Source organism: Pseudomonas karstica (assembly GCF_009707515.1).
GTDB lineage: Bacteria > Pseudomonadota > Gammaproteobacteria > Pseudomonadales > Pseudomonadaceae > Aquipseudomonas > Aquipseudomonas karstica.
Window position 1 is genome coordinate 65054 of the sequence record NZ_WLYI01000003.1, and the last position, 25169, is coordinate 90222.

Sequence of the window (25169 nt, forward strand, 5' to 3'; positions counted from 1 at the left end):
CGGCGTTGCATTGGAAGCGTTGCTGCAACTGGCGCTTGTCGAGTTTACCGACGCTGGTCAGCGGCCAGCTGTGCAGGATTTCCAACTGGTCCGGCCATTTGTGGCGGGGCAGGCCCAAACTCTGGAAATGCTGATGCAGGGCACCGAGGGTGATGGGTTGCGGTTGATGCAGGATCACGCAGGCACATACGCGCTCGCCGAGGCGTTCATCGGTGAGTGCGATCACGGCGGCGTCCTGGACCTGGGGATGTTCACGCAGCAGTTGTTCGATTTCGGCGGCGGCGATTTTTTCCCCGGCGCGGTTGATCTGTTCCTTGATGCGCCCTTCGATCACCAGGTTGCCGTCGGCGCTCCAGCGTGCCAAGTCGCCGGAATGGTAAAACCCTTCGGCATCGAACACCTGACGGTTGTGGGCCTCGGCGCGGTAATAACCGCTGATGGTGTAGGGGCCGCGCACGATCAATTCACCGACTTCGCCCGCAGCGACTGATGTGCCGTCGGTGTTCACCAGGCGCACATCATCGGCCGCACACAGAGGCCGGCCCTGGGTGTTGAGGATCACTGATTGCGGGTCGTCCAGGCGGGTGTAGCAGAGCAAGCCTTCGGCCATGCCGAACACCTGTTGCAGGGCGCAACCGAGGGCCGGGGTGACCAGCGCCGCGACGTCGCTGGACAGGCGCGCACCACCGACTTGCAGCAGGCGCAGGCTGGACAGGTCGCTGTGGTCCCACTCCCGCGCCTGCAACCACAGCTTGACCAGCGGCGGCACCAGGGCCGTGTGGGTGACGCGGTGGCGGGCGATCAGGTCGAAGGCTTCATCGGCACTGGCGGTACGCGAAAACACTACGCGCCCGCCAGTGGACAAGGCGCCGATCAGCCCCGGACAGGCCAGCGGGAAGTTGTGGGCGATGGGCAGGGCGGCGAGATACACCGCGTCCCGATCGAACCCGCAGAGCTGGGCCGAGGCCATGGCGTTGTAGGCATAATCGGCGTGGCTGCGCGGGATCAGCTTGGGGGTTCCGGTGGTGCCGCCGGAGAGCAGCAGCAAGGCGGTACTGTGGGGGTCGACTGGTTCCGGTTCGCGCACGGCGCCGTGGAGGGTGGCCAGGGGTACGCCACGGTTGTCCACATCACCGGCGATGACCAACTGACGCAGGGCGGGGCACAGGTCCAACTGGCGCTCGGCCATGGGCCGGTAATCGAAACCCAGAAAACGCTCGGCGACGATATAGGCGCTGGGCTCGGCCAGTTCACAAAGCGCCTGGATTTCGTGCTCGCGGTGCGCCGGCATGGCCAGGATTGGCCAGGCACCTACCCGCAGCAGGGCGAATAAAGTGCGGGCGAAGGCGATGCCATTGGGCAGTTGCACCAGCACGCGGTCGCCGCTGTGGATGCCGAGGTCGGCCAGCCCACCGGCGAGGCAGCACACCTGGTGTTCGAAGTCGCGGTAGCTCAGTTGTTGATCGCCTTCGATCAGGGCTATGCGTGGGCCAAATGCGCGCGCCCAATCTTGCAGGTGCTCGTTCAGGCTCTGGGGCTGCCACAGTCCGGCTTGGGTCAGGTGCTGAGCCTGGGTGTCGCGCCAATGAAGAGGGTGCATGGATCTGGCTCCTGTTGAGAGGGTCGCTGGAAAGTCGATTATTGAGAATGATTCTCCTTATTCAACAAATAGACCGCCCGAAACCGAACGCCTTGGCCCCGATCCGAACTTTTTGGTTACATCCTTATTCCCAAAAGCGCAGTTCTCCGGGCCCGCAATAATTCCCCTCCGGGGCCTGCCCGAACCGATCAGGGGAGCCATCACCCATCGGCTTGAGGAATCATTGCCAGACACTTGAGACAGGCTGGGAGTGGCGATGAAAACTGAACAGGCCGACGCACCAACGCCAGGTTGGCGCTGGTTGCTGCGGGGTCAGGGGCAACGGCTGGGGCTGGCAGTGGCCATGGCGGTGTTGGCGGCGGCGGTGGAGTTGCTGCCGTTTTTTTTGCTGGCCCATGGAGTGAACCTCGTGGTGCAGGACGAGCCTGGCCTGGGGGCAAGCCTGATGACACTGGCGGGCTGGATGGCCTTGGCATTGCTCGGGAAATACCTGTTGTACTCCCTGGCGTATTACCTGAGCCATGTGGCGGCGTATAGGGTGTTGCTCAACACTCGGCGCGCGCTGGTGCGGCATCTGTCGTGGGCTCCGCTGCCGTGGCTGAGCCGCTTGTCCAGTGGCGAGCTCAAGCAGCGGGTGATCCAGGACGTGGAGCGCATGGAGCAATTTATCGCCCACCACAGCGTCGAGTGTGTGGCGGCGCTGTTGAGCCCGGCGTGGGTATTTATTGCCCTGTGTTTTATTGACTGGCGCTTGGCGTTATGCGCTTTGTTGCCGGTACCGTTGGCGCTGTTGGCGCAGACCTGGATGATGCGCGGCCTGGGCGAGCGGCTGGCGCAATACGCCGGTGCGGTGGATGACCTGGACGGCGCCACGCTGGAGTTTTTACACAGTGCGCCGCTGATGAAAGCCTTCCACCAGGATGCCCGCTCATTCAAGCGTATGCGCGAGGCGTTGGCCCACTACCAGCAATTGATCGGCCGCATGATCGGCATGACGGTGCCGGGCTGGTCGGTGTTCGTGGTCTTGCTGGGGGCCAATGTGGTGGTGCTGTTCCCCGTGGGGTTGTGGCTCTACGGTGCGGGACAGTTGACCCAGGCCGAGCTGGTACTGGTATTGATCCTTGGCACCGGCATGTTGCGCCCGTTGTTGCGGGTAGCGCGGCTCAATTCCCAATGGCAGGAAATCATGGGCGGCGTGCGACGGTTTGCGCCGCTGCTGGTGTGGCCGCAACCGGCCTGCGCAAGCGAGCAACCCTTGAGTGCGCCGTTGGCCGTGGCGTTCGAAGGGGTCTCGTTCAGTTATGCCCAGCAACCCGTGTTGCAGCATATCGACTTGCACTTGCCTGCCGGGAAAATGACTGCTCTGGTCGGCCCCTCGGGCAGTGGCAAAAGTACCTTGGCCTGGTTACTCGGTGGGTTGCTGGAGGCCGATACGGGACGGGTGTTGCTCAACGGCGAACCCTTGGCGAACCTCAGTGAGGCGGCCCGTGCCGCCACGGTGGGTGTGGTGTCCCAGGACGCCTTCATCTTCCAGGGCACGCTGTTGGATAACCTGCGCATCGGCCACATCGACGCCACCGTCGAACAGATCTACGCCGCCCTGCGCGTGGCCCAGGTCGAGGACTTTGTACGCGCCTTGCCCTTGGGGCTCGACACGCCAATGGATGAGCGTGGCGTGCGGTTGTCTGGCGGCGAACGCCAGCGCATCGGCCTGGCCCGTGCGTTGTTGGCCGAGTCCCCCGTCCTGGTGCTGGACGAAGCCACAGCCTTTGCCGATAGCCGCACCGAGCGCCGCTTCTACCAGGCCCTGCGCGACACTTGGCCGGACAAGACCCTGCTGGTGATCGCCCATCGCCTGACCAGCATTTGCGACGCTGAACAGATCGTATTGCTGGAGCGCGGCGTTATTCAGGAGCGAGGCACCCATGCCCATTTGCTGGCGCGCAGCAACGCCTACGCCACGCAATGGCAGCACCAGTTCGACAGTGAAGACTGGACCATCCGAGAAGGGAGTATGCAGCATGCACCGGTTGATTGAAGGGCTGCGCCAAGTGGTGGGCATTGCGGATACCCGTTCACCACGTCTCTGGTGTGGGCTGGGGTTGCGCGTGCTGGAGCGTGCCTGCGCGATTGCGCCGTTTTTTCTCGGGTTTGTGTGGTTGCAGGGGGGGACGACAGCTTCATTGCTGTGGCTGACCCTTGGCTTGTTGGGGTTGCTGGCGGCGCAGCTGGTGTGCTCCCATTTTGGCCAGCTCAACAGTTTTCTGGGTGGCTATGAACTGATGCACGGTTACCGGCAGCAGCTGCTGGACCATGTGGCGCGGCTGCCGTTGGGGGCGTTGCGCCAGGAACGTATCGGGCAACTGGGCGAGCGTTTGACCGAGGACGTCAAGCGTATCGAAACCATCTTCACCCATGTGCTGGGGGAGTTGCTGGCGGCCTTGACCGTGCCCCTGCTGTTTATGCTGGTGCTGGTGTGGGTAGATTGGCGCCTGACCCTGGCGCTCTTGGTGACCTTGCCCCTGGCCTTTGTGTTGCTGAACCGGCTGAGTGGGTTTTTCCTCGCCGCGGCGCGGCGCAAGCAGCACAGCTTTATGCAGGCGGCGGGGTTGCTGGTGGAGTTTATCGCCGGGCTGCGCACCTTGCGCCTGTTCAACCGTGCCGGGGCATGGCGTGGGCGGCTGGACCAGCAGTTCAGTGAGATCGAACGGCACAGCCTGGGTGTGGAAGTGTGGGGTGGCAGCGCGATTCAGCTCTACCGTTTGTGTGTGGATATAAGCTTGGTGCTGCTGTTGTTGACGGCAGGCCTGTTGGCGAATGCAGGGCAATTGCCGGTGCTGACGTGGATGTTGTTCGCGCTGGTTGCGCCGCGCCTGCTGGATCCGTTGCTGGATGTGGCTGCGTACCTGAGCGAACTGCGTGGCCTGGCCCAGGCCCAGGGTCGGTTGCAATTGTTGCTCGACATGCCCACCGTTGAAGAGCCGTTGCAACCTGTGACGGTGCAGGGCCACGACGTGCGGTTTTGTGACGTAAGCCTGCGTTATCCCGAGCAGCCTGAGTGGGCGTTGCGGGGGTTGAACTTCAGTGTCGAGCCCGGGCAGATGCTGGCGATCGTCGGGCCTTCCGGAGCGGGTAAAAGCAGCCTGTTGCATTTGCTGGCACGGTTCCACGACCCGCAGCAGGGACGCATCGAACTGGGCGGCGTGGATGTGCGCGATATGCGCCTGGAGCAACTGTACGGTGCCTGCAGTTTTGTATTCCAGGACGTGCAACTGTTCGACGCCAGCGTGCTCGACAATGTGCGCCTGGGCAAACCCGAGGCCAGCTTGGCGCAGGTGATGTACGTTTGTGGCCAGGCCGGCTGTGATGCGTTCATCCAGCGCCTGCCACAGGGCTATGACACGCCCATTGGCGAGAATGGCCAGCGCTTGTCCGGCGGTGAGCGCCAGCGTTTGTCCATCGCTCGGGCCTTGCTCAAGGACGCACCGATCCTGCTGCTGGACGAAGCCACCGCCTCGGTGGACCCGCTGGCCCAGTATGAAATTCAGCGGGCGTTATCACGCCTGGCCAAGGGCCGCACGCTGATCATGGTGGCGCACCGCTTGCGTACGGTGCGCCATGCCGATGTGATTCTGGTGCTGGACCAGGGGCGTATCGTCGAGCGCGGCCGCCACGCACCGTTGCTGGCGCAGGGCGGGTTATATGCCGAGTTGTGGCAGCAGCAGGTTGGCTGAGATCTATTCCAGGGCGCCGCGCCGGGCATCGCGCGGCAGCACCCCATACTGTTTGCGAAACGCCACGCTGAAGTGGCTGATATTGCTGTAGCCCAGCATGGAGGCGGTGTCGGTCACCCCGTGTTGCTGCAACAATTGGCGCGCCTTGCCCATGCGTTCGCGCTGGAACAGGGCGTAGATACTCACATCAAACATCGCCTTGAACCCACGCTTGAGCTTGAGCTGGTTAAGTCCGGTTTCACGGGCAAGCTGCTCGATGGTGGGTGCGGCACTGAGGTCCATCAGCAAGCGCTCGCGGGCGGCCAGTAGCTGCTTCTGTTCGCGCCGGGAAATCTGCTCACTCTGCTCCTTGGGGTTGAAGGCCTTGAGGTGCCAGGCGAGAAACTCCAGGCTGGCCGAATGCACCAGCAGCCGCGAGGCCGAATCATCCCCCAGCAGGCGCTCCAGGCGCAGGGCAGCATCCTTGATGCGCTGGTTGCCATGGGTGGTGTGCAGGCAAAAGTTGCCTTCGATGCTGTCTCCCAGGCGCTGGTAATCGTCGCCGGCCAGTTCGCTCAGCCGCTCGGGGGTGATGCGCAGTTCGAGGTTGCGATGGGCCGGGGCGAATTCCAGTTCGAAGCGTTCGGCGGGGGCGAAGCTGGTCATCAACTGGTCTTTGCCCAGGCGCAGGCCTTTGCGGCCGACGCGTACGTCGATATCGCCGTTGAGCATGCAACTGAAGTGCAGGTGGGGGTTGTCGTCGATGGTGCTGATGCGAACGGCCTGGCTGGCGTCGAAGGTCACCAGGGACACTTCCAGCCCGGGTTGGATCACCTGGGTTCGCACATGGCAACCGGGAGGGCCGGCTTGAGGTGCGGTTTCGTCGAAAAAGGTAGAAGCACGAAGCTGGTACATGGTCGTCCTTGCAGGCATCCGCCCAGGAAACCTGGGCAGGGGGGCAAACGGCTCGCCAGTATCCTTGTTCCTGCGGCGCCCGGTTTCGGTCACCACGTTGTCCAGAAATCCGCGCGAGCATTCAAGATGCATCGCAGGCTATTACCAATCATTCTCATTTGCAAGAGTGTAACGCTACCCCTCAGAACTCCATGCCAGCCCTTATACCCAAAGTGCGCGGCTGGCCAGCGATGACCATGCCGTTGGACATGGCACGGGTGAAGTAGGTGGTGTCGCCCAGGTTCTTGCCGAACAGACCGATTGTCCACTGCTTCAGGCGGTAGTCGATATTGGCGTCCCACAAGGTGTACGAACCCTGGGACATCGTCGCATTCGGGTACAGATAAGATTGCCCCTGGCGCGTCAGGCCGGTGCCGACGGTGATGTGGTCGGTGGCTGCCCAGTCCATCGATACGCCGTAGCTGTGCTTGGGTGTGCTGGGGAATTGCTTGCCGGAGTAATCTACTGCACCGCGGGTGTAGTCATCGAACTGCGCTTCCAGCAGGCTGGCATAGGCGTTGACCTGTACCGACGCCACCGGCCGCACCGTGGCGGTCAATTCCAGGCCTTTGTTATGGGACTTGCCGGCGTTGCTGGTGGAGGTCTGGCCGCCGCCGTCCTCGACGATCACCTGCTGGTCACGCAGGCGGGTGTAGAACACGTCGGCCCCGACTTCCCACACCTTGCTCGGCGCGCGGTAGCGGTAGCCCAACTCGGCGTAGTTGCCGTACTCGGGGTTGTAGGCATCGCCGGCCGCGCTGGCGGTGGTGGAGTAGGTGTTGAAGCCCGACGCCTTGTAGCCGCGCGCCAATACCAGGTAGGTGAAGTGTTGCTCGTTGGGGCTGTATTCCAGGCTGAAGCGCGGCAGGGCCACGGTCTCGTTGACTTTGCGGTTGTTGAACGACTCCAGGCTGGCGAAGCTGGTATCGGGCGCACCGTCACCGTCGCTGTCGAACATTGCGCCCTGTTGGCTGCTCCAGTCCATGGTGCGGCGGTTGTGCTCCACCCGCAGGCCGACTGCAGCGCGCCACTGCGGCTGGAAGCGCCAGCCCAGTTCTCCGAAGGTGGCCACGGTGTCGCCTTCGACCCTGGCCTTGGTGTCGCTCAGGTAAAACGGGCTGAGGTCGAAGGTGTAGGGCGCGTCACGACGTACATGGGACAGGAAGCCGCCCACCAGCCAGTCGATATTGCCATTCTGGCCATTGAACCGCGCTTCGCCGGTGTATTGGCGGGTCTTCATGTCATAGCCGGCGGTGCCGCCAAAGATCGATTTGGGCAACCAGTAATCCCACTCGGTCTGGTTGGCACCAACGTTGACCACCAATTGCGTGTCATCGGCAAAACGCTTGCGGTATTCGCCGGTGAACAAGGTGTACTCGGTGTTGTTGGTGCCGGCGTCGGTGGCGTTGGATTGGTACTTTTTCGCAAGGTCACGGGGGGCGAAGTAGTCGTTGTCGCCGTGGGTATTCATATGATGCAGACCGAAGCGCCACTCATCGCCATCATCGTCCAGGTGCAAGAGTTTGATGCGTCCGAAGCCGCTGTCCCAACCGGCCGTGTCATGGCGGCCCAGGGTGGAGTTGGCAATCATGCCGTCGTTCTTTTCACCGCCGACGCTGACACGCACGGCGGTGTTCTCCGTGAGGGGCAGGTTGCCAGTGACTTCGGCGCGTTGCTGGTTATGGGTGCCATATTCCAGCTTGACCTTGCCGCTGGCGGTGAACTCAGGGTCACGGGTGCGCAGGGCCACCAGGCCGCCCATGCTGTTTTGCCCGTACAGGGTGTTTTGCGGGCCACGCAGGATTTCGACCTGGTCAATATCATACAACTGGCCGAGTACCAGGGCGTTCATGGGCACGCCGTCGATGTACACGCTGTTGCTGATGCTGTCGCCTTCATCATCGGAAAAACCCAGGCCGCGAATAGTCAGCGACGGTGTGTGCCGGGTGAAGGTACTGAAATACAGATTGGGTTGGCGCTGGGCCACATCGCCGAGGGTATCGAGGTGACTGTCCTCGATCTTTTCACCCTTGACCACGCTGACACTGTTCGCTGTCTTGAATTGCGGGGTGTCCTGTTTGGTGGCAGTGATCACCGTGGCATCCAGCTCCTCAAGATTGACGTCGGCAGCCATCACCGGTTGCATCAAGGGCAGGGTGCAGGACAGAAACAGGGCACAGCGTACGGCTTGGGAAAGGGGAGAGCGTTCCATGGGATCCACGCCTGAAGAAGAATGGCGCAAATGATACTGTTTCTCATTTTGTTCGCTACCCGATTCGGGTCCCAAATCACCCGATTACAGTGCAACGTTGCTAGCGTTTTGCCTCCTTTCACGCAATTGCTACCGAGGGCTCTACTTCGTTAGTAACCTCACGCTGTTCGCTATAAAGCGTCGGCATACCTATAGAGCTGTTATCGGCTCAGCGCAGAGCTCCTAAAACCGTTGGGCAATAGTTACTAGACGACCGGTCTAGTTTTGTATAGGCTGCCTCCCATGAAGAAAATCCAAGACATGCGACAGCACATCATCGATGTGGCCAAGTCGCTGATGACCAACAAGGGCTATACAGCCGTCGGCTTGTCGGAAGTGCTGGCAACCGCGGGCGTGCCCAAGGGCTCGTTCTATCACTACTTCCGCTCGAAAGAGGAGTTCGGTCAGGCGCTGCTCGAAGAATACTTTCAGGAGTACATCGGTCGCGTCGACATTGTCATGGCGGCAGAAGGAACCGGTGCCGAGCGGCTGTTGGGCTACCTGAACTACTGGGCCAAGACCCAGGCGTTCGATCATCCCGAGGAAAAATGCCTGGTGGTAAAACTGGGCGCTGAAGTCTGCGACTTGTCGGAAGACATGCGCAGGGTACTGGAGGAAGGCACGGCGCTCATTATCCAGCGCATTACACGCTGCGTTGAGCAGGGCATGGCGGATGGTTCGATCCTGACCACCCAGGATGCGGTGACCTTGGCCGAATCGCTGTATCAGCTATGGCTTGGCGCCTCATTGCTAGTCAAGGTCAAAAAGACCACGGCCCCCTTTGAAACCGCACTGATCACGAGTAAACGCCTGCTGGCATAGGGGCGTTTTTTTTAACTAGATCACTAGACGACCGGTCTAATATTTAAGGTGTGCATATGATTGATAACAGTCTCAATACCGACCTTTTCTCGCCCATACAGATGGGTGCCCTGCAATTGGCCAACCGGATTGTCATGGCACCGGTGACGCGCAGCCGGATGGCAGACGACGGCGTACCGAACGAACTGCACGCTACTTACTACGCCCAGCGTGCCAGCGCGGGACTGATTATCGCCGAAGCTACGAACATCTCTGCACTAGGGCGCGGCTATGCGATGACCCCGGGAATCTGGACGGAAGAGCAGGTGGCAGGCTGGAAAAAAGTAACCAACGCAGTACACGCGGCGGGCGGCAAGATCGTCAGCCAACTCTGGCATGTGGGTCGCTTCTCCAGTGTTGAGTTGCAGCCAAACGGTGAGTCTCCAGTCGCGCCCTCGGCAATCAAAGCCGAAGGCAGCACCTACACCGAGAAAGGCTTTGTCGAAGTCTCTATGCCTCGTGCATTGGAGACCTCGGAGATCCCCGGCATCATCGAGCAGTACAAACACGCTGCCGAAAATGCCAAGCACGCCGGTTTCGATGGCGTGGAAGTCCATTGCGCCAACAGCTATCTGCTCGACCAGTTCCTGCGTGATTCGACCAACCAGCGCACTGACCAATACGGCGGTTCTGTCGAGAACCGAGCTCGCCTGACGCTGGAAGTCACCGAGGCCGTGACTGCGATCTGGGGCAGTGACCGGGTTGGCATTCGGCTTTCGCCAGTGACGCCTGATGCTGGTAACACGCCGCCCGACAGCAATGTCATGGCGACTTACGGCTACCTGATTCAGCAGCTCAATCGCTTTAATCTGGCCTATCTGCACTTCGTCGAAGGCGCCACCGCCACCTCGCGCACGGTGCCCGAAGGCGTGGATCTGGATGCGCTCAGCGCGCAGTTCGAAGGGCCGTTCATTGGCAACAACAACTACGACCTGGAGATGGCGCTCGAGCGCCGGGCACAGGGCCGGATCGACGCAGTGGCGTTCGGTCGCTTGTTCATTTCCAACCCAGACCTGGTAGAGCGCCTGCGCCGAGGCATCGAGCTAACCATCGCCCCGCGCGCGAGTTACTACGGTGGCAGCGCCAAGGGTTACACCGATTGGCCGACGGCTGATAACTGAACCAAGCCAACCAACCGGAAACGTCACCGTCAACGATCTGATCATCTCGTCGACTCGCCAGGACGGGTGATCGTTGGCTGGCCATGCGGCGCGATGGGAAATCGGAAAATCTTTCAATCAGGAGTCCAACATGAGCAATCCAACTTACGTCCAGGAATACAACGCTATCGTCAGCGTGCTTAGTCAGTACAACGAAGGTGGTGCAAAGGCTGACAGCGCTTTGATGAAGCCCGCGTTCAATGAGCAGGCCACCCTGTTTGGCGTTGACGGTAACAAGCTTGTCGGCGGCGCGATCCAGAATCTGTACGACATCATCGACAACTCTTTTCGCCCATCTCCCGAAGCCCAAGCTGCGATCGTTCGCATCGATATCGTGGGCACTGCCGCCAGTGCCAGGGTCGATACCGACAACGTTTCGGGATTTCGTTTCACCGACTTCTTCAACCTGCTGAAGGTCGAAGGCAAGTGGACGATCGTCAGCAAGATTTACCACACCCATCCGAGCGCGTGAGCCCTCGATCTGCAGCGACCGAGCACTTGAGAATGTAGCTATCCCTATGGTTCAGACCGGCAAGCGGAATTGCTTGCGCAGGCTCTTATCAAAAATCCCTGGGGGGGCAAAACGGCGCAGCATGCTAATTTGCCTCGCTGCCTTCCCGGCAGTATAGCGATGCTGAGGGCGGGCATCGTTCGCCGCTCTCACTACTACAGCCGCCACGACTTCTGGAAGATCGGCTTTGGGCATCACATCGCCTAGCAGTGCCTTGAACCCGGCTCGAGCCTGGTCGTACTCCTTCAATAGCGAATCCGGTTCAATGCCGTTCTGATCGAAGACGGTACGCACGAATGCTGGCTCGATAACCGAGACTCGAACATTGAAGGCACGAACCTCGTGATCAAGAGATTCCGAATAGCCCTCTAGAGCATGCTTGACCGCTGAATAATGAGCGGAGTATGGCGCGGGTATCCGTCCCAAAATCGATCCGATATTGATGATGCGGCCTCGACCACAGTGCCGCATCGACGGTAACACCGCATTCGTCATGCGGATTACGCCGAACAGGTTGACATCGAACAGTGCCTGTACCTGCGGGATCGAGAACTCCTCAGTGCCACCCAGTAGACCGACGCCAGCATTATTGACCAAAAGGTCGATCCGGCCGGTCTGTGCAAGAACAGTGGAAACAAGAGCACTGACAGAGTCGTCATCCGTCACATCGCAAGTGAGCATGGATACCTGCGTTGGGCTGTCGCCGGCCTTGCGGCTCGTGCCGAACACTGTATACCCCGCCCGCACCAGGGCCTCAGCAGTAGCGCGACCAATACCAGATGATGCACCGGTCACTATCGCGGTTCTTTCGAAAGACGTACTCATTTGATACTCCAATTTGGTCATGAAGTGATAGGAGCAGTTATTTTATTTTAATGATGACCTTGCCCTTTGATCTGCCTTGCCCGACATAGCTCAAGGCGTCGGCTGTCGACTCGAAAGCAAACGTTCGGTCGATCACCGGTTTTATAATGCCGGACTCGATGAGCGTCGTTATCTCATCCAGTTGGGCACCACTGGCACGCATGAATACGAACGCATAGCTGATGTTTTTTTTGCGTGCTTTTCTGCGGATACCACCGCTCAACATACGCATGACGAGGCCCAGTACCCAGGGCAGCCTTTGCTCTTGGGCAAACTGTGGAGTCGGTGGCCCGGAGATGGATATGAGCTGGCCACCCGGCCTCAGAATGGTGAGTGACTTTTCCAGTTCATCAGCGCCCAGGCTATTCAATACGACGTCATAGTCTTGCAGAACGCTTTCGAAGTTTTGCTTCTTGTAGTCGATGACAACGTCTGCTCCGAGTGCCTTGACCCAATCCACATTACGTGTGCTGGTGGTTGTCGCGACGAAGGCGCCCAGGTGCTTGGCGAGTTGGATGGCGAGGGTGCCGACGCCACCGGAGCCTGCGTGGATAAACACCTTCTGGCCTTGTTTCAGCCTGGCGCTTTCAACCAGCACTTGCCAAGCGGTCAGCGCAACCAGCGGGAGGGCGGCTGCCTCTTCCATGCTGAGGTTTTCAGGTTTCAACGCGAGTGCGTCTTCGTGTACCGCAATCAGCTCGGCGAATGTGCCTATGCGCTCCTGGGGAGGGCGTGCATACACCTCATCACCCGGCTTGAAGCGCCGCACAGAGGGTCCTACGCTAACCACTACTCCCGCCAGGTCATTACCCAATATCAACGGGAATGAATACGGCAAGATCAGTTTGAATTCGCCGGTACTGATCTTCGAGTCGAGCAAGTTGACGCTTGTGGCATACACCTGAACAAGAACGTCATGGGCACCCACTTCAGGGGTGGGTACCTCGACGATACGTCCATTCTTTTTACCGTAACGGTCGATTGAGAATGCTTTCATGGTGATTCAACTCTCAGAGCTTTGAATGGGACTAAACCGCTTCAGTTATCCAGGAATACCGTTACTTTCGCCACGAAGTCCGCATGGTGAGATAGGCCGTTGCAGGCGCTCTAGTGCCAGCGCCTGCTTCACGATGTTTTATGCCTTGGCTTTATATCGCTCGGCGACATTGGATTGCCGAATCTGCGACAGCAGGCCCTGACGTGCAGCCTGCAAGGCATCCCAGAGGGCAGCATCCTGCAAGGGAGGAATCGTCACGGGCTCACGCCGATCAAAACCAACCAGCGCTGCATCGACTAGATCACCCACTTCCATGACGTCGGTTAGGGTATTGATGTCGATGCCTGCTCGCTCCCAGATTTCGGTACGAGTAGCTGCTGGCAAGACGGCTTGCACATAGACGCCTTTGGGCGACAATTCCAGGCTCATGCCTTGTGACAGAAACAGCACAAAGGCCTTAGTGGCGCCGTAGATCGTCATGCCGAACTCGGGTGCCAGGCCAACAACTGAACCTATGTTGATAATCGCGCCGTCCCCAGCCTGTGCCAGGCGTGGGGCAATGGCGCTGGCAAGCCGTACCAGTGCGGTAGTGTTGAGCGTAACCAACTGAGCAACGCTGTCGGTGGACTGCTCGATAAAGCTGCCGGATTGCGCGGCGCCCGCATTGTTTACCAGGATGCCAATGCGGGCATCCTCGCGTAGGCGTGTCTCGACGGTCGTCAAGTCGCTGCTTTGGGTCAAGTCAGCCTGAAGTACATCAATGACGACATTGTGTTTTTCACTCAGTCGCGCTGCGAGAGCGTCTAACCGATTCTTGTCGCGGGCTACCAGTACGAGGTCGTGTCCGCGTTGTGCGAAGCGCTCGGCATAGGTGGCGCCGATGCCAGTGGAGGCGCCGGTAATGAGAACGGTCGTAGGGATACTCATGGCTTGATTCTCTGCTGTGGATGTCGATTGGCGATTCACATGTATCGCTTGGGAAGCGCGCAAAGGTGATGTTCAGTGGTTGCTTTGGCCGGCGTTCAGTAAGCGTCGGGTAGTCGATGTAGCCAGATGCGCCGCCGCCATACGGATTTATGATGTCGATCGAAATCAAAGATGTCAACAGTTTTGATTATGGTCGACATCATAGTATGGTAAGGTCATTGTTTAAGAGGCATAGGGCGCGAAATGAAGATCACCAAGACGCAATCACTCGCCAACCGGGCTCATATTGTGGATACGGCTTCAGAGCTGTTTCGTGAGCGTGGCTACGATGGCGTGGGTGTGGCAGAGCTGATGGCCACTGCTGGTTTTACCCAGGGAGGCTTCTACAAGCACTTCGGTTCCAAGGCTGATTTGATGGCCGAGGCAGCTGAAAATAGCCTTTCGCAATCCCTCGCCAGTACCTGCGGCCTTGATGTTGCTGGGTTCGTAGATATGTACGTGTCGAGGGATCACCGAGACGGCAGGGGAGGCGGTTGTACCATGGCAGCGCTGTGTGGTGACGCTGCCCGCCAGCCAGGTGAGTTAAAGGCGACCTTTGCCAGTGGGGTAGAAAACACGCTGGCAGCACTCGAGGAAAAATACCAGGCGGGTCTGGATGCACCTCGGGAAGACGCGCGAGCAAAAATGATCGACCTGCTGGCGCATGCAATAGGTGCAGTCATGTTGTCACGCGCCTGCCCGGATGATTCTTCTCTGGCTGATGAAATACTCCAGGTTTGCCACGCTGAGATAATTGCGTCACTGGCGTTGTCGCCAGTTTGTGAACCGCAGGGGAGCACATAGATGGACGCTTTCTGTTGAGGGTATGCCTTGGTTTTCGTCGGCAACCCTCTCCAGCGTTTACATAGGTCGCCAATGCACTGCGCGAAGCAATCTAGATAAAGCAATGACTTTGCCACAAGCAACTTCGCGCCATCTCCTTCGCGTTGTAATGGATAGTAATCGGCAGGACATAGACCGCGATGTATGAAACGACAGCATTTGAATCGCTAGATCCAATATAGCTTGAACATAGCCTGTTATTCCATAAATCTAGTATCGGGTGGTTTTATAGTGCGCTTTAATCTATTCAGGATTTCTGAATTGATTGGAGCGCTTGTCTTTGAAAACTACGGCGCGCCTACAGCTTAGCGCTTTCGCAGCCCCCACTCCGACGGTGCGTTGAGCAGCTTTCGCAAAAGTGGATCGGCGCCGATATCCCGCAATGACAACCCTCAATCCACACCGTCTTGAACGCCACTGCGGCAAAGGTTTCAAGAATCAGCGGTGACCCGCCCGTTTAATGACTTTTTACAGGTACTACGATGTCCGATCCAAAACCTCTGTTGTTTGCGTTATATGAGCAAGCGAGTGTGGGCTGTGGCGGCGCGCCAAGTCTCTGGACGCACCCGGCTGACGAGCGACTAAAAGTCAACTCTCTGGGCTACTGGTCGAACCTGGCGCGTATTGCAGACCAGGCTCATCTCGATATGTTGTTTTTTGGTGATGTGCTGGGTTTCTACGATGTGTTTGGCGCAAATGCCGATGCGGCCATGAAGTGGGCGGTGGAAGCACCGGCCAACGATCCGTTGATGATCATCCCGGCATTGGCCGCGGTGACGGAAAACCTGGCCTTTGGCGTCACTGTCACCACCAGTTACGAACATCCCTTCACCCATGCCCGGCGCTTCAGCACGCTGGATCACCTGACCAATGGCCGGGTCGGGTGGAACATCGTCACTTCCTACTTGAGCAGCGCCGCTCGTAATTTCGGCCTCAGGCAGATGATCAAGCACGATGATCGTTATGAACGCGCCGAAGAGTTTCTCGATGTGGTCTACAAGCTCTGGGAAGGCAGTTGGGCCGACGACGCCGTGGTTGCGGACAAGGGACGCCAACTCTATGCCATGGGTAACCGTATCCGTCCCATCAACCACGAGGGTGAACATTACCGGGTGGCCGGGCCGCACTTGACTTCGCCATCGCCCCAGCGCACACCTTTGCTGATCCAGGCCGGTTGGTCGGGCCGTGGTCGTGAGTTTGCGGCCAAACACGCCGAACTGATTTTCATAGCCAAGTCCAATCCGCTGGAGATTCGCCAAGGTTTGGAAGATATATGGACGCAGGCCAGGGCAAGGGGGCGTCACGCCGAGGATGTTAAATCACTGACGGTACTTCGAATCGTCACGGCCAAGACCGAGATCGAAGCCCAACGCAAATATGACGAACTGCAAAGCAACTATCACTTGCAGGCGCAACTGGTGAGTTATGCCGGCGATACCGGTATCGACATCAGCCGCTACGCGGACAGCGACGCGTTGTCCACTCACACCGAGGGCATGACCTCCTACGTGATGCGTACCGATGGCAGTGGCAAGCCCTTGACCGCCGGCGATGTCAAACAGCGCTTTGCCAACGTCACCCGGGGCAGCGATCTGATTCTGGTGGGAACGCCGCAGCAGGTGGCCGAGCGCATCGAAGAGCATGCACGGATCTCCGGTACCAGCGGCTACATGCTCAATCCGCTGGTTAGCCCAGGTAGCCTTGAGGACTTCGTTGAGTTTGTCATTCCTGAGCTGCAAAAGCGCGGTTTGTACCGTACCCAACCACAGAGCGGGACTTTCCGTTCGCGGTTACGGGCTGATGGCGGTAACCATTTGCCGGATTCTGCTTATGGTTCCTCGTTTCGTTTTGATAAAAGTTTGTAGGACAGAGCATGTCTGTGGGGAAGGGCAGATACCAGGGAGATACAGGCGAACACGTTCTTTTTATGCTGACCGCCACCCGCGTCTGATTGCCATCATCCTGGACTTTGTACCGGTAATGAGGGACAGCCACTGCGCTCACGCTCCGTATACTTGACGCCCTGCGGTGAGCCCATTTACTGATGGGCCCAGAACTTGTCCAGGGGGTTGGGCGGTGCCTGAATGGCGTACCCGCCTCCAAGCGTGCCCATGCTTGTGTTCCGGGCGGCACCGACAAATCTTCAAGAAGGAGCTTATGAAGTTTATCGCTGCTTGTGCGTTGGGCGACATTGTCGCGACAGGTTTTTCCTTGGCCGAGGCCGTTCGCACAGTGGAGTACGGAGCATGAACCAGCCTCTGGATTTGTCGCCAACCTACCCATTGACCGCCGCACAGCACGATATCTGGCTGGACCAGATGACCCAGGGTGATTCGCCCCTGTACACCATCGGTGGCTACATCCAGATCAAGGGCCGCATCGATCCTGAGCGTTTCCAGCAGGCGATCGGGTTGCTGATTGAAAAGCACGACGCCCTGCGCACGGTATTACTGCCAAATGTAGGTGAAGAGGGCGCGCCGATGCAGGCGCTGGCCTGCGCCTTGGTTGCGCAAGTGCCACTGCAAGACTTCTCTGATTGCGTCGATCCAGAGGCGGCGGTGCAAGTCTGGATGCAGCAACAGATCGAGATCGCGTTTCCATTGGATGGCCGTCGGCTGTTCCGGTTTCACCTGGCCAAGCTCGGTGACACGTCGTTCTACTTTGTTGCCCACGTTCACCACCTGATTCTGGATGGCTGGGGCATCAGCCTGATGTTCGGTTCGGTGGGTGAGCTCTACAGTGCCCTGGAAAATAACCAGCAGCCGGATCTGGCGGCACCTTCATACGTGGAATTCATCCACGACGATGCGCGCTATCGAGACTCCCTGCGCTTCGCCCGCGACCAGGCGTATTGGCTGAAAAAATACCGAGTTGTTCCAGAACCGTTGTTCGTTGCGCGTTACCGCGACCAGCACTTGGATCGCTGGGCGCCGAGCCGCCTGCTGGCCCAGCGTTATCCGCACCCGTTGAACGAGCGTATCGACGCACTGGCGAAGGTGCATCAGGTCTCGCGCTTTCACGTGCTGCTCGCTGCGCTGTATGTCTATTTTGTCCGCACGCCCCAACGCGACGAACTGGTAATCGGCCTGCCGATCCATAACCGCTCCAACGCCAAGTTCCGCAATACCCTGGGGTTGTTCACCCAGGTCAGTGCCGTGCGGTTGCAGTTCAGCGATGAATTGTCGTTCGGTGAACTGGCGCGGGAGATCGCGCGCACGCTCAAGCAGGATTATCGTCATCAGCGTTTTCCGCTCAGCGATATGAACCGTTCGTTGGGGCTGCGCCGCGATGACCGCGCGCAACTGTTCGATCTGTCGTTTTCCTATGAGCAGGTCGATCATCCGTTCATGTACGGACAGTCCCCGGCCAGCGGGGTGAGGAGTTCGAGCAATCATGAACAGACGCCACTGACCATTCATATCCGCACCAGCCCGCACGAGGAAACGGGGTGGATACACTTCACCTACAACGAAGCGTATTTCCAGCAAGCCGATATCGAGGCTCTGGTCGAGCGCTTCATGCATGTGCTGGAGCAGGGGTTGGCGGATGACAGTTTGCCCGTTCGCGGTTTCATTCTGCCGACACCGGCCGAAGCCCTGATGCTGCAAACATGGAATGCGACGACCCGCAGCTATCCGCAGGACAAAACCGTTCACGCGTTGTTCGAAGCGCAGGTCCTGGCCCATCCGCAAGCAACCGCCGCGGTCCATGACGGGCAAAGCCTGACTTACAACCAACTCAACATCAGGGCCAATCGCCTGGCCCAGCACTTGGTCAGCCTCGGCGTACACCCCGGTGAATCCGTGGCGACTCTGCTGGAGCGCTCGCTTGAGCTGTTGGTCAGCCAATTGGCGATCATCAAAAGTGCCGCTGTCTATGTGCCTCTGGACATCAGTGCGCCCATTGATCGCAAGGGTTTTATGGTGCAGGACAGCGGGGCGCGGATTGTGCTGACGCTGAGCGCGACGACGGTGCCCGACGGCGTCCGGCGCGTAGATATGGACACCGTGGCGCTTGATAGCCTGGCCTGTGACCCACAGCAGCCACAGTCCAGCGAATCGCCGGCCTGCATCATGTACACCTCGGGCTCAACCGGCACACCGAAAGGCGTTTTGGTTCCACATCGGGCGATCAGTCGCCTGGTCATCAACAACGGCTACGCCGCATTCAACGCCCGGGACCGAGTGGCTTTTGCCTCCAACCCGGCCTTCGATGCCAGCACCCTCGACGTCTGGGCACCCTTGCTCAATGGCGGTTGCGTGGTGATTGTTGAGCAAGACGTACTGCTCTCGCAGGAGCGTTTCAGCGCGCTGCTGCGAGAGCAAAAGATCAGCGTGTTGTGGATGACGGCGGGGCTGTTCCATCAATACGCCGCCGGCTTGATGTCGGTATTCAGTAAGTTGCGCTACCTGATCGTTGGCGGCGACGTGCTTGATCCGGCCGTGATTGGTCGGGTGCTGAAAGAAGGCGCGCCGCAGCACCTGCTCAACGGCTATGGCCCGACTGAGGCGACCACGTTCACCACCACGTTTGAGATCAAGTCAGTCGGTGAGGGCAGCATTCCAATCGGTCACCCCGTCGGCAACACCCAAGTCTATGTGTTGGACGCACACCAACAGCCAGTACCGATTGGTGTAGCCGGCGAGTTATACATCGGTGGCGACGGCGTGGCCAAAGGGTATTTGAACCGCCCCGAACTGACCGCCGAGAAGTTTGTGACTGACCCGTTCAGCGTTGAGCCGAACGCGTTGCTGTACCGCACGGGCGACCTCGGTCGCTGGCTGCCCGACGGTAATGTGGAATACCTGGGCCGCAACGACGACCAGGTGAAGATCCGTGGTTTCCGTATCGAACTGGGCGAGATCGAGGCCCGACTGGGCGAGTGCGCGGGTGTGAAAAATGCCGTGGTGTTGGCGCGCCAGGACGAATCAGGACCAAAACGCCTCGTGGGTTACGTGATTGCTCAGCCAGAGGTGAGTCTTTCAGTGCAGGAGTTACGCGCTGAACTGGCCGCCTCGCTGGCCGAGTACATGATGCCCAGCGCCTTGGTGGTGCTGGAAGTATTCCCGCTGACCGCCAATGGCAAGCTCGATCGTCGCGCCTTGCCGGCCCCGGGCGCAGACGCCTACGCCAGCCGCGAGTACGAAGCGCCGCAGGGCGAGGTCGAGCAAACCCTGGCGCGTCTGTGGGCCGACCTGCTCAAAGTTGAACAGGTCGGCCGTTACGACCACTTCTTTGAACTCGGCGGCCACTCCCTGCTTGCCGTCAGCCTGATCGAACGCATGCGCCAGGCTGATTTGAGCGCCGATGTGCGCGTACTGTTCAACCAGCCGACGCTGGCGGCACTGGCCGCAGCCGTCGGGAGCGGTAAGGAGATCTATGTCCCGGACAACCTGATTCCTTTGAACTGCGAACATATCACCCCGGACCTGCTGCCGCTCGCCACTCTGAGCCAGGAAACCATCGACCGCATTGTGGCGACGGTCTCGGGCGGTGCGCGCAACGTACAGGACATCTATCCGTTGGCGCCGTTGCAGGAAGGCATTCTTTATCACCACTTGGCGGCGGAGCAGGGTGACCCTTACGTGCTGCAAGCCCAGTATGCCTTCGACAACCGCGAGCGCCTCGACGCCTTCGTCCAGGCTTTGCAGGGGGTGATCGGTCGGCATGACATTCTTCGCACTGGTGTGGTGTGGAATGGCCTGGAATCACCGGCCCAAGTGGTCTGGCGCAAAGCGAAACTTCATCTGGAACAGGTCGAACTCGACCCAGCCGCTGGCGACGTCGTCGTGCAACTGAGCCAGCGTTTCGACCCTCGCCATCACCGACTCGACATCAGCCAGGCCCCAATGATGCGTCTGGCTTACGCGCAGGATGAGGCCAACCAGCGCCTGGTCGCGACACTGCTGTTCCACCATATTGCGCTGGACCACACGGCGCTGGCCGTGATGCAACACGAAATGCAACTGCACCTGCTGGGCCAGACCGAGCAGTTGGGTGAAGCGATGCCGTACCGCAATTATGTGGCGCAGGCTCGCTTCGGCTCGAATGCCGACGAGCACGAAGCGTTCTTCCGCGAGATGCTCGGAGAAGTCGATGAGCCGACATTGCCGTTCGGCCTGCAAGATGTGCAGGGTGACGGTCATGGCATCGACGTGGCCCGCCAACCTGTCGACCTGACGCTGTCCAAACGGCTGCGGGCTCAGGCGCGTCAGCTTGGCGTCAGCGCCGCATGCCTGGTGCACCTGGCTTTTGCACTGGTGCTGGGCAAAGTGGCCGGCAAGCAGGACGTAGTCTTCGGCACCGTACTGCTGGGCCGCCTGCAAGCTGGCGATGGCGCCGATCGCGCACTGGGGATGTTCATCAACACCTTGCCGTTGCGCGTGGATGTTGGCGCACAAGGTGTGCGCGCCGGGGTCAAGGCGACTCATGCGCGGCTGACCGCGTTACTCGGTCACGAACACGCATCCTTGGCCTTGGCTCAACGTTGCAGCAGCGTGAGCGCTCCGACGCCGCTGTTCAGTGCGTTGCTCAACTATCGGCACAGTGCCGGCGAAGTCATCGCTGGAGCCTTGTCTGCGTGGCAAGGCATTACCGCCTTGTGGGGTGACGAGCGCAGCAATTACCCGTTGACCTTGAATGTCGACGACTCGGGTGAAGCCTTTTATCTCACTGCACTGGTTGCCAAACCCATCGGCGCCGAGCGTATTTGCGGCTATATGCAAGTGGCGCTGGACAACCTGGTGCAAGCCCTGGAAACCGCGCCGCGCACCGCGCTGCAGGATTTGACCGTGCTGCCAGTAGCCGAGCGTCAACAATTGCTGGAAACCTGGAACACCACGGATACTTTCTATCCCCATGACGAGTTGATCCACCGCCTATTCGAAGCCCGGGCAGCGGCGCAGCCTGACGCGGTGGCGGTGGTGTTCGAAGGCCAGGCACTGACTTACGCCGAACTCAACACACGGGCAAATCAGCTCGCCCATCACCTGATCGAGTTGGGCATTCGCCCGGATGATCGGGTGGCGATTTGCGTTGAACGTAGCCTGGAAATGATCGTCGGCCTGCTGGGGATCCTGAAGTCCGGCGCTGGTTATGTACCGTTGGACCCGGCATATCCGCCGGACCGGATCACCTACCTGCTGAAGGACAGCACACCGGTTGCATTGTTGGCGCAAGCCGCGACGCATCATTTGCTGGATGCGGTGTCCGTGCCGGTCATTGATCTTGATGGCGGCAATTGGCAGGTCAAGTCCGTCGCCAATCCATGGGTGACAGGCCTGACTTCATCGCACCTGGCCTACGTGATCTACACCTCCGGCTCGACCGGGCTGCCCAAAGGCGTGATGGTTGAACACCGCAATGTCGCGCGGCTGTTTTCGGCGACGCAGCCCTGGTTCGATTTCGGTCCGCAAGATATCTGGGCCTTGTTCCACTCTTTCGCTTTCGACTTCTCCGTTTGGGAAATCTGGGGTGCGTTGACCCATGGCGGCCGTTTGTTGGTGGTGCCACAACTGATCAGCCGTTCACCAGCCGATTGCTACGCGCTGCTGTGCGAGGCCGGTGTCACGGTGCTGAACCAGACGCCGAGCGCCTTCCGCCAGTTGATCGCGGCCCAGGGCGACAGCGGCCTGAGCCACAACGTGCGGCAGGTGATTTTCGGCGGCGAAGCGTTGGATACCGGCATGCTTAAGCCTTGGTATACCCGCGAGGCCAATGCACACACGCAACTGGTCAACATGTACGGCATCACCGAAACCACGGTACACGTGACTTATCGTGCACTGAGCGCAGCCGACGCGCAATTGATCGGCGTCAGCCCCATCGGTGGGCGCATACCCGATTTGCAACTGTACGTGCTGGATGCCCTGCGCGAACCGGTGCCAGTGGGTGTGGTCGGTGAAATGTACGTAGGCGGAGGAGGGGTTGCGCGGGGTTACTTGAACCGCGCCGAACTGACCGCCGAACGCTTCCTGAGCAATCCATTCAGCAGCGCCCCGAGTGCCCGTATGTACCGCACCGGCGACCTCGGTCGTTGGCTGGCGGACGGCAGCGTCGAATACCTGGGCCGCAATGACGACCAGGTGAAGGTCCGTGGTTTTCGTATCGAGTTAGGCGAGATCGAAGCCCGTTTGGCCGACTGCGAGAGCGTGCGCGAAGCGGTGGTGATCGTTCGTGAGGACGAACTGGGCGACAAGCGCCTGGTGGCTTATGTCATCGCTCAGGAAAACATCGAGCTGGTCGTGGCCGAACTGCGCAGCCAACTGTTGCTGACCCTGGCCGATTACATGGTGCCGAGCGCGTTTGTGGTCCTTGACGCCTTGCCGCTGACCACTAACGGCAAGCTTGATCGCCAGGCGCTGCCGGTGCCCGACCAATCCTCGGTAATCACAAGGAAATACGTAGCGCCGCAGACGGAAGACGAACAATCGATCGCGGCTATCTGGCAAGACGTCCTGAGCTTGCCGCAAGTGGGGTTGCATGATGATTTCTTTGAGTCGGGCGGCGACTCCATTCGCGTCATCAACCTGATTTCGCGCGTCCAGAAGGCGTTCCCCGCCAATCGGGTGTCGATCATGGCGTTTTACCAGGCGCCGACCGTGCTTGGCCTAGTGGCGTTGTTGACGACACCGGCCAATCAGGCCCACGAGTGGTTGCCGGAGCTGACCCGAGGTACGCTAAACAGCACGTTGACCTTAGTCTGCGTGCCTTACGCCGGGGCCTCGGCCATGGTCTACCAGCCGCTGGCCGATCAGTTGTGCCAGCGCCTGCCATCCGCCCGGGTATATGCCGTGGCGTTGCCGGGCAACCAGATGGAAGCCAGCTTCGATGACAGCCTCAGCCTGATGGACATGGCCCGCGCGTGTGCCGAGCGTATTCGCCAGCGCATTCCAGGGCCGGTCAGCGTCTACGGTCATTGTGCGGGTTGCATATTGGCGATGGAGATCACCCGCCAGCTTGAGTTGCAAGGGCATGCGGTCCGTTTTGTCATGCTCGGCGGGGCGCTTGCGCCGCCTATCTGGGTGAAGTACATCCCGTGGAACAATCCATGGTGCTGGCACAGCGACGTGTCGTTGAATCGCCTGATCAAGTCCTGGGGCGGCGCCTCGGCGTTGAACGAGGTGGCGATGGCCGGTTTATTACGCGGTTTTCGGCGTGATGCAGGCTTGGCGATGCAGCACATCAAACAGCACGGATGCATGAAGATCGGTGCACCAATTATCAACGTGTTGAGCCAGGATGATCCGCTGACCCGGGGCAAGGAAGCGCGCTATCGATTCTGGGGGCGTTTCTCCAGGGTGGTGCACGGCGTTCTGCTGGCCGATGGCGGGCATTATTTTGTCAGTAGCCGGGCTGCCGAAGTGGCCGGGGTGATCCTGCAGGCTAACCAGGACCGTGACAGCCTGATCGAGATACCCGGGATCATTCAGCCTTGAACCACTTTGGGTGAAGTGCAGGGAAGTGTTCACGCAGCCAATCGGCAAATGCATGCACTTGTGGCGCTAAATGCGTCCGGCTCGGGTAGAGCACCGAGACTTTGCGTTGGGCAGGGCGGTAGGGTTGGAGCACCTCAATCAGTTCTCCGCTGGTGAGAAAGGCATCCACCGTAATTCCAGGCGCCTGGATGATGCCGAAGCCCGCAAGCCCGCAGTGGACGTAAGCGTTGGACTCGTTGACCGCGATTGATCCACGGCTTGGATACGGCTGATCTTCTCCGCCATCTTGGAAGTACCAGGACAGAGGCCTGTTGTTTTGCCCCGAGAGAAAGTCGACACCGCGATGGTTTGCCAAGTCGCCTAAATTTTTAGGCTCACCCCAATCCTTGAGATATTGCGGTGCCGCACAGGTGACCATTTCTACCGTTCCGATCTGACGAGCAACCATGCTTGAGTCTCGCAACTCGCCAATTCGCAATACGCAGTCCACACCCTCTGCCACCAGATCGACCGTCCTGTCGGTGACGCCCACCACCAACTCGATATCGGGAAAAGCGCCGGTAAATGATTTCAGGCTTTCAATAAAACTGCGTTGCGAAAATGCCGTAGGAATATCCACCCGAAGCCGCCCCTGCAGGGTGATGCCACTGCGGTCAAACATGGACGTGGTGTCTGAAATGTCCGCCAGGATGACTTTGACTCGTTCATAGAACTTTTCACCTTCGGCCGTCAGCTTGACCTTGCGGGTAGTGCGGTGGAACAGGCGCACGCCTATTGAAGCTTCCAGCGCCTGAATAGACCTGGTGATGTATGGACGGCCCATCTGGGTGGCCTCGGCCACCTTCGTGAAGCTCCCGAGTTCCGCTAGCCTTGCAAACACCTGCATTGACTGCAACAGCTCCATTGCCAGTTCTCCACATTATCCGAGGCGACTTTGTTGTCCTGCAGGATAACAATCCTGTGCATTCTTGGGCATTTATTCATCGAGGCAGACGCGAAACAATGGTCCTCA

Annotated in this window: 14 protein-coding genes and 1 pseudogene; 8 read left to right on the forward strand and 7 right to left on the reverse strand. The window is 59.4% G+C overall.

The annotated features are described in order from the left end of the window. Positions 1 to 25 precede the first annotated feature (25 nt). A pseudogene (locus GIR22_RS26710) lies at positions 26 to 1600 on the reverse strand ((2,3-dihydroxybenzoyl)adenylate synthase); the annotation flags it as partial. Positions 1601 to 1856: 256 nt separating this feature from the next. Between GIR22_RS26710 and GIR22_RS02980 the strand changes: the two are divergent. Both GIR22_RS02980 and GIR22_RS02985 read left to right on the forward strand, forming a co-directional pair. Continuing rightward, positions 1857 to 3638, forward strand: a complete 1782-nt coding sequence (locus tag GIR22_RS02980; protein WP_154741867.1) for an ABC transporter ATP-binding protein — start codon at positions 1857 to 1859, stop codon at positions 3636 to 3638. After that, entirely contained in the window at positions 3622 to 5334 is a 1713-nt protein-coding gene (locus GIR22_RS02985; protein WP_154741868.1) for an ABC transporter ATP-binding protein, read from the forward strand. The genes GIR22_RS02980 and GIR22_RS02985 overlap by 17 nt, the downstream gene beginning before the upstream one ends. Positions 5335 to 5337: 3 nt before the next feature. Here GIR22_RS02985 and GIR22_RS02990 read toward each other — a convergent pair whose 3' ends face one another. Then, positions 5338 to 6228, reverse strand: coding sequence for an AraC family transcriptional regulator (locus GIR22_RS02990; protein ID WP_154741869.1), 891 nt, complete (start codon positions 6226 to 6228; stop codon positions 5338 to 5340). 181 nt (positions 6229 to 6409) lie between these two features. Further along, on the reverse strand, positions 6410 to 8479 hold the full coding sequence (locus GIR22_RS02995; protein ID WP_154741870.1) for a TonB-dependent receptor: 2070 nt from the start codon (positions 8477 to 8479) through the stop codon (positions 6410 to 6412). Positions 8480 to 8779: 300 nt separating this feature from the next. Here GIR22_RS02995 and GIR22_RS03000 point away from each other — a divergent pair, with 300 nt between their 5' ends. The 3 genes from GIR22_RS03000 to GIR22_RS03010 all read left to right on the forward strand — a co-directional run bounded on the left by GIR22_RS03000 (position 8780) and on the right by GIR22_RS03010 (position 11011). Then, on the forward strand, positions 8780 to 9340 hold the full coding sequence (locus tag GIR22_RS03000; RefSeq protein WP_377664406.1) for a TetR/AcrR family transcriptional regulator: 561 nt from the start codon (positions 8780 to 8782) through the stop codon (positions 9338 to 9340). Between the two features lie 56 nt (positions 9341 to 9396). Then, positions 9397 to 10500: an alkene reductase gene (locus GIR22_RS03005; RefSeq protein WP_154741872.1), complete on the forward strand. Its 1104-nt coding sequence runs from the start codon at positions 9397 to 9399 to the stop codon at positions 10498 to 10500. 130 nt (positions 10501 to 10630) lie between these two features. Further along, positions 10631 to 11011 (forward strand): nuclear transport factor 2 family protein, encoded by a 381-nt coding sequence (locus tag GIR22_RS03010; RefSeq protein ID WP_154741873.1) that lies wholly within the window; start codon positions 10631 to 10633, stop codon positions 11009 to 11011. A gap of 51 nt (positions 11012 to 11062) precedes the next feature. Here the strand turns inward: GIR22_RS03010 and GIR22_RS03015 are convergent, their stop codons facing one another. The 3 genes from GIR22_RS03015 to GIR22_RS03025 form a co-directional block, all read right to left on the reverse strand. Continuing rightward, positions 11063 to 11875: an oxidoreductase gene (locus tag GIR22_RS03015; protein ID WP_154741874.1), complete on the reverse strand. Its 813-nt coding sequence runs from the start codon at positions 11873 to 11875 to the stop codon at positions 11063 to 11065. Positions 11876 to 11912: 37 nt separating this feature from the next. Beyond that, positions 11913 to 12911 (reverse strand): NADP-dependent oxidoreductase, encoded by a 999-nt coding sequence (locus GIR22_RS03020; protein ID WP_154741875.1) that lies wholly within the window; start codon positions 12909 to 12911, stop codon positions 11913 to 11915. A 138-nt stretch (positions 12912 to 13049) separates the two neighbouring features. Continuing rightward, complete coding sequence (locus GIR22_RS03025; protein WP_154741876.1) at positions 13050 to 13838, reverse strand: SDR family NAD(P)-dependent oxidoreductase; 789 nt, start codon at positions 13836 to 13838, stop codon at positions 13050 to 13052. Positions 13839 to 14081: 243 nt separating this feature from the next. Between GIR22_RS03025 and GIR22_RS03030 the strand changes: the two genes are divergently transcribed. From GIR22_RS03030 to GIR22_RS03040, 3 genes are all read left to right on the forward strand, one after another. Then, positions 14082 to 14681, forward strand: coding sequence for a TetR/AcrR family transcriptional regulator (locus GIR22_RS03030; RefSeq protein ID WP_154741877.1), 600 nt, complete (start codon positions 14082 to 14084; stop codon positions 14679 to 14681). Between the two features lie 521 nt (positions 14682 to 15202). Beyond that, positions 15203 to 16585, forward strand: a complete 1383-nt coding sequence (locus tag GIR22_RS03035; protein WP_154741878.1) for an LLM class flavin-dependent oxidoreductase — start codon at positions 15203 to 15205, stop codon at positions 16583 to 16585. A 381-nt stretch (positions 16586 to 16966) separates the two neighbouring features. Further along, positions 16967 to 24157 (forward strand): non-ribosomal peptide synthetase, encoded by a 7191-nt coding sequence (locus GIR22_RS03040; RefSeq protein ID WP_178122061.1) that lies wholly within the window; start codon positions 16967 to 16969, stop codon positions 24155 to 24157. Here the strand turns inward: GIR22_RS03040 and GIR22_RS03045 are convergent. Then, on the reverse strand, positions 24144 to 25043 hold the full coding sequence (locus GIR22_RS03045) for a LysR family transcriptional regulator (RefSeq protein ID WP_154742041.1): 900 nt from the start codon (positions 25041 to 25043) through the stop codon (positions 24144 to 24146). The two genes, GIR22_RS03040 and GIR22_RS03045, sit on opposite strands and share 14 nt — an antisense overlap. Positions 25044 to 25169: the final 126 nt, after the last annotated feature.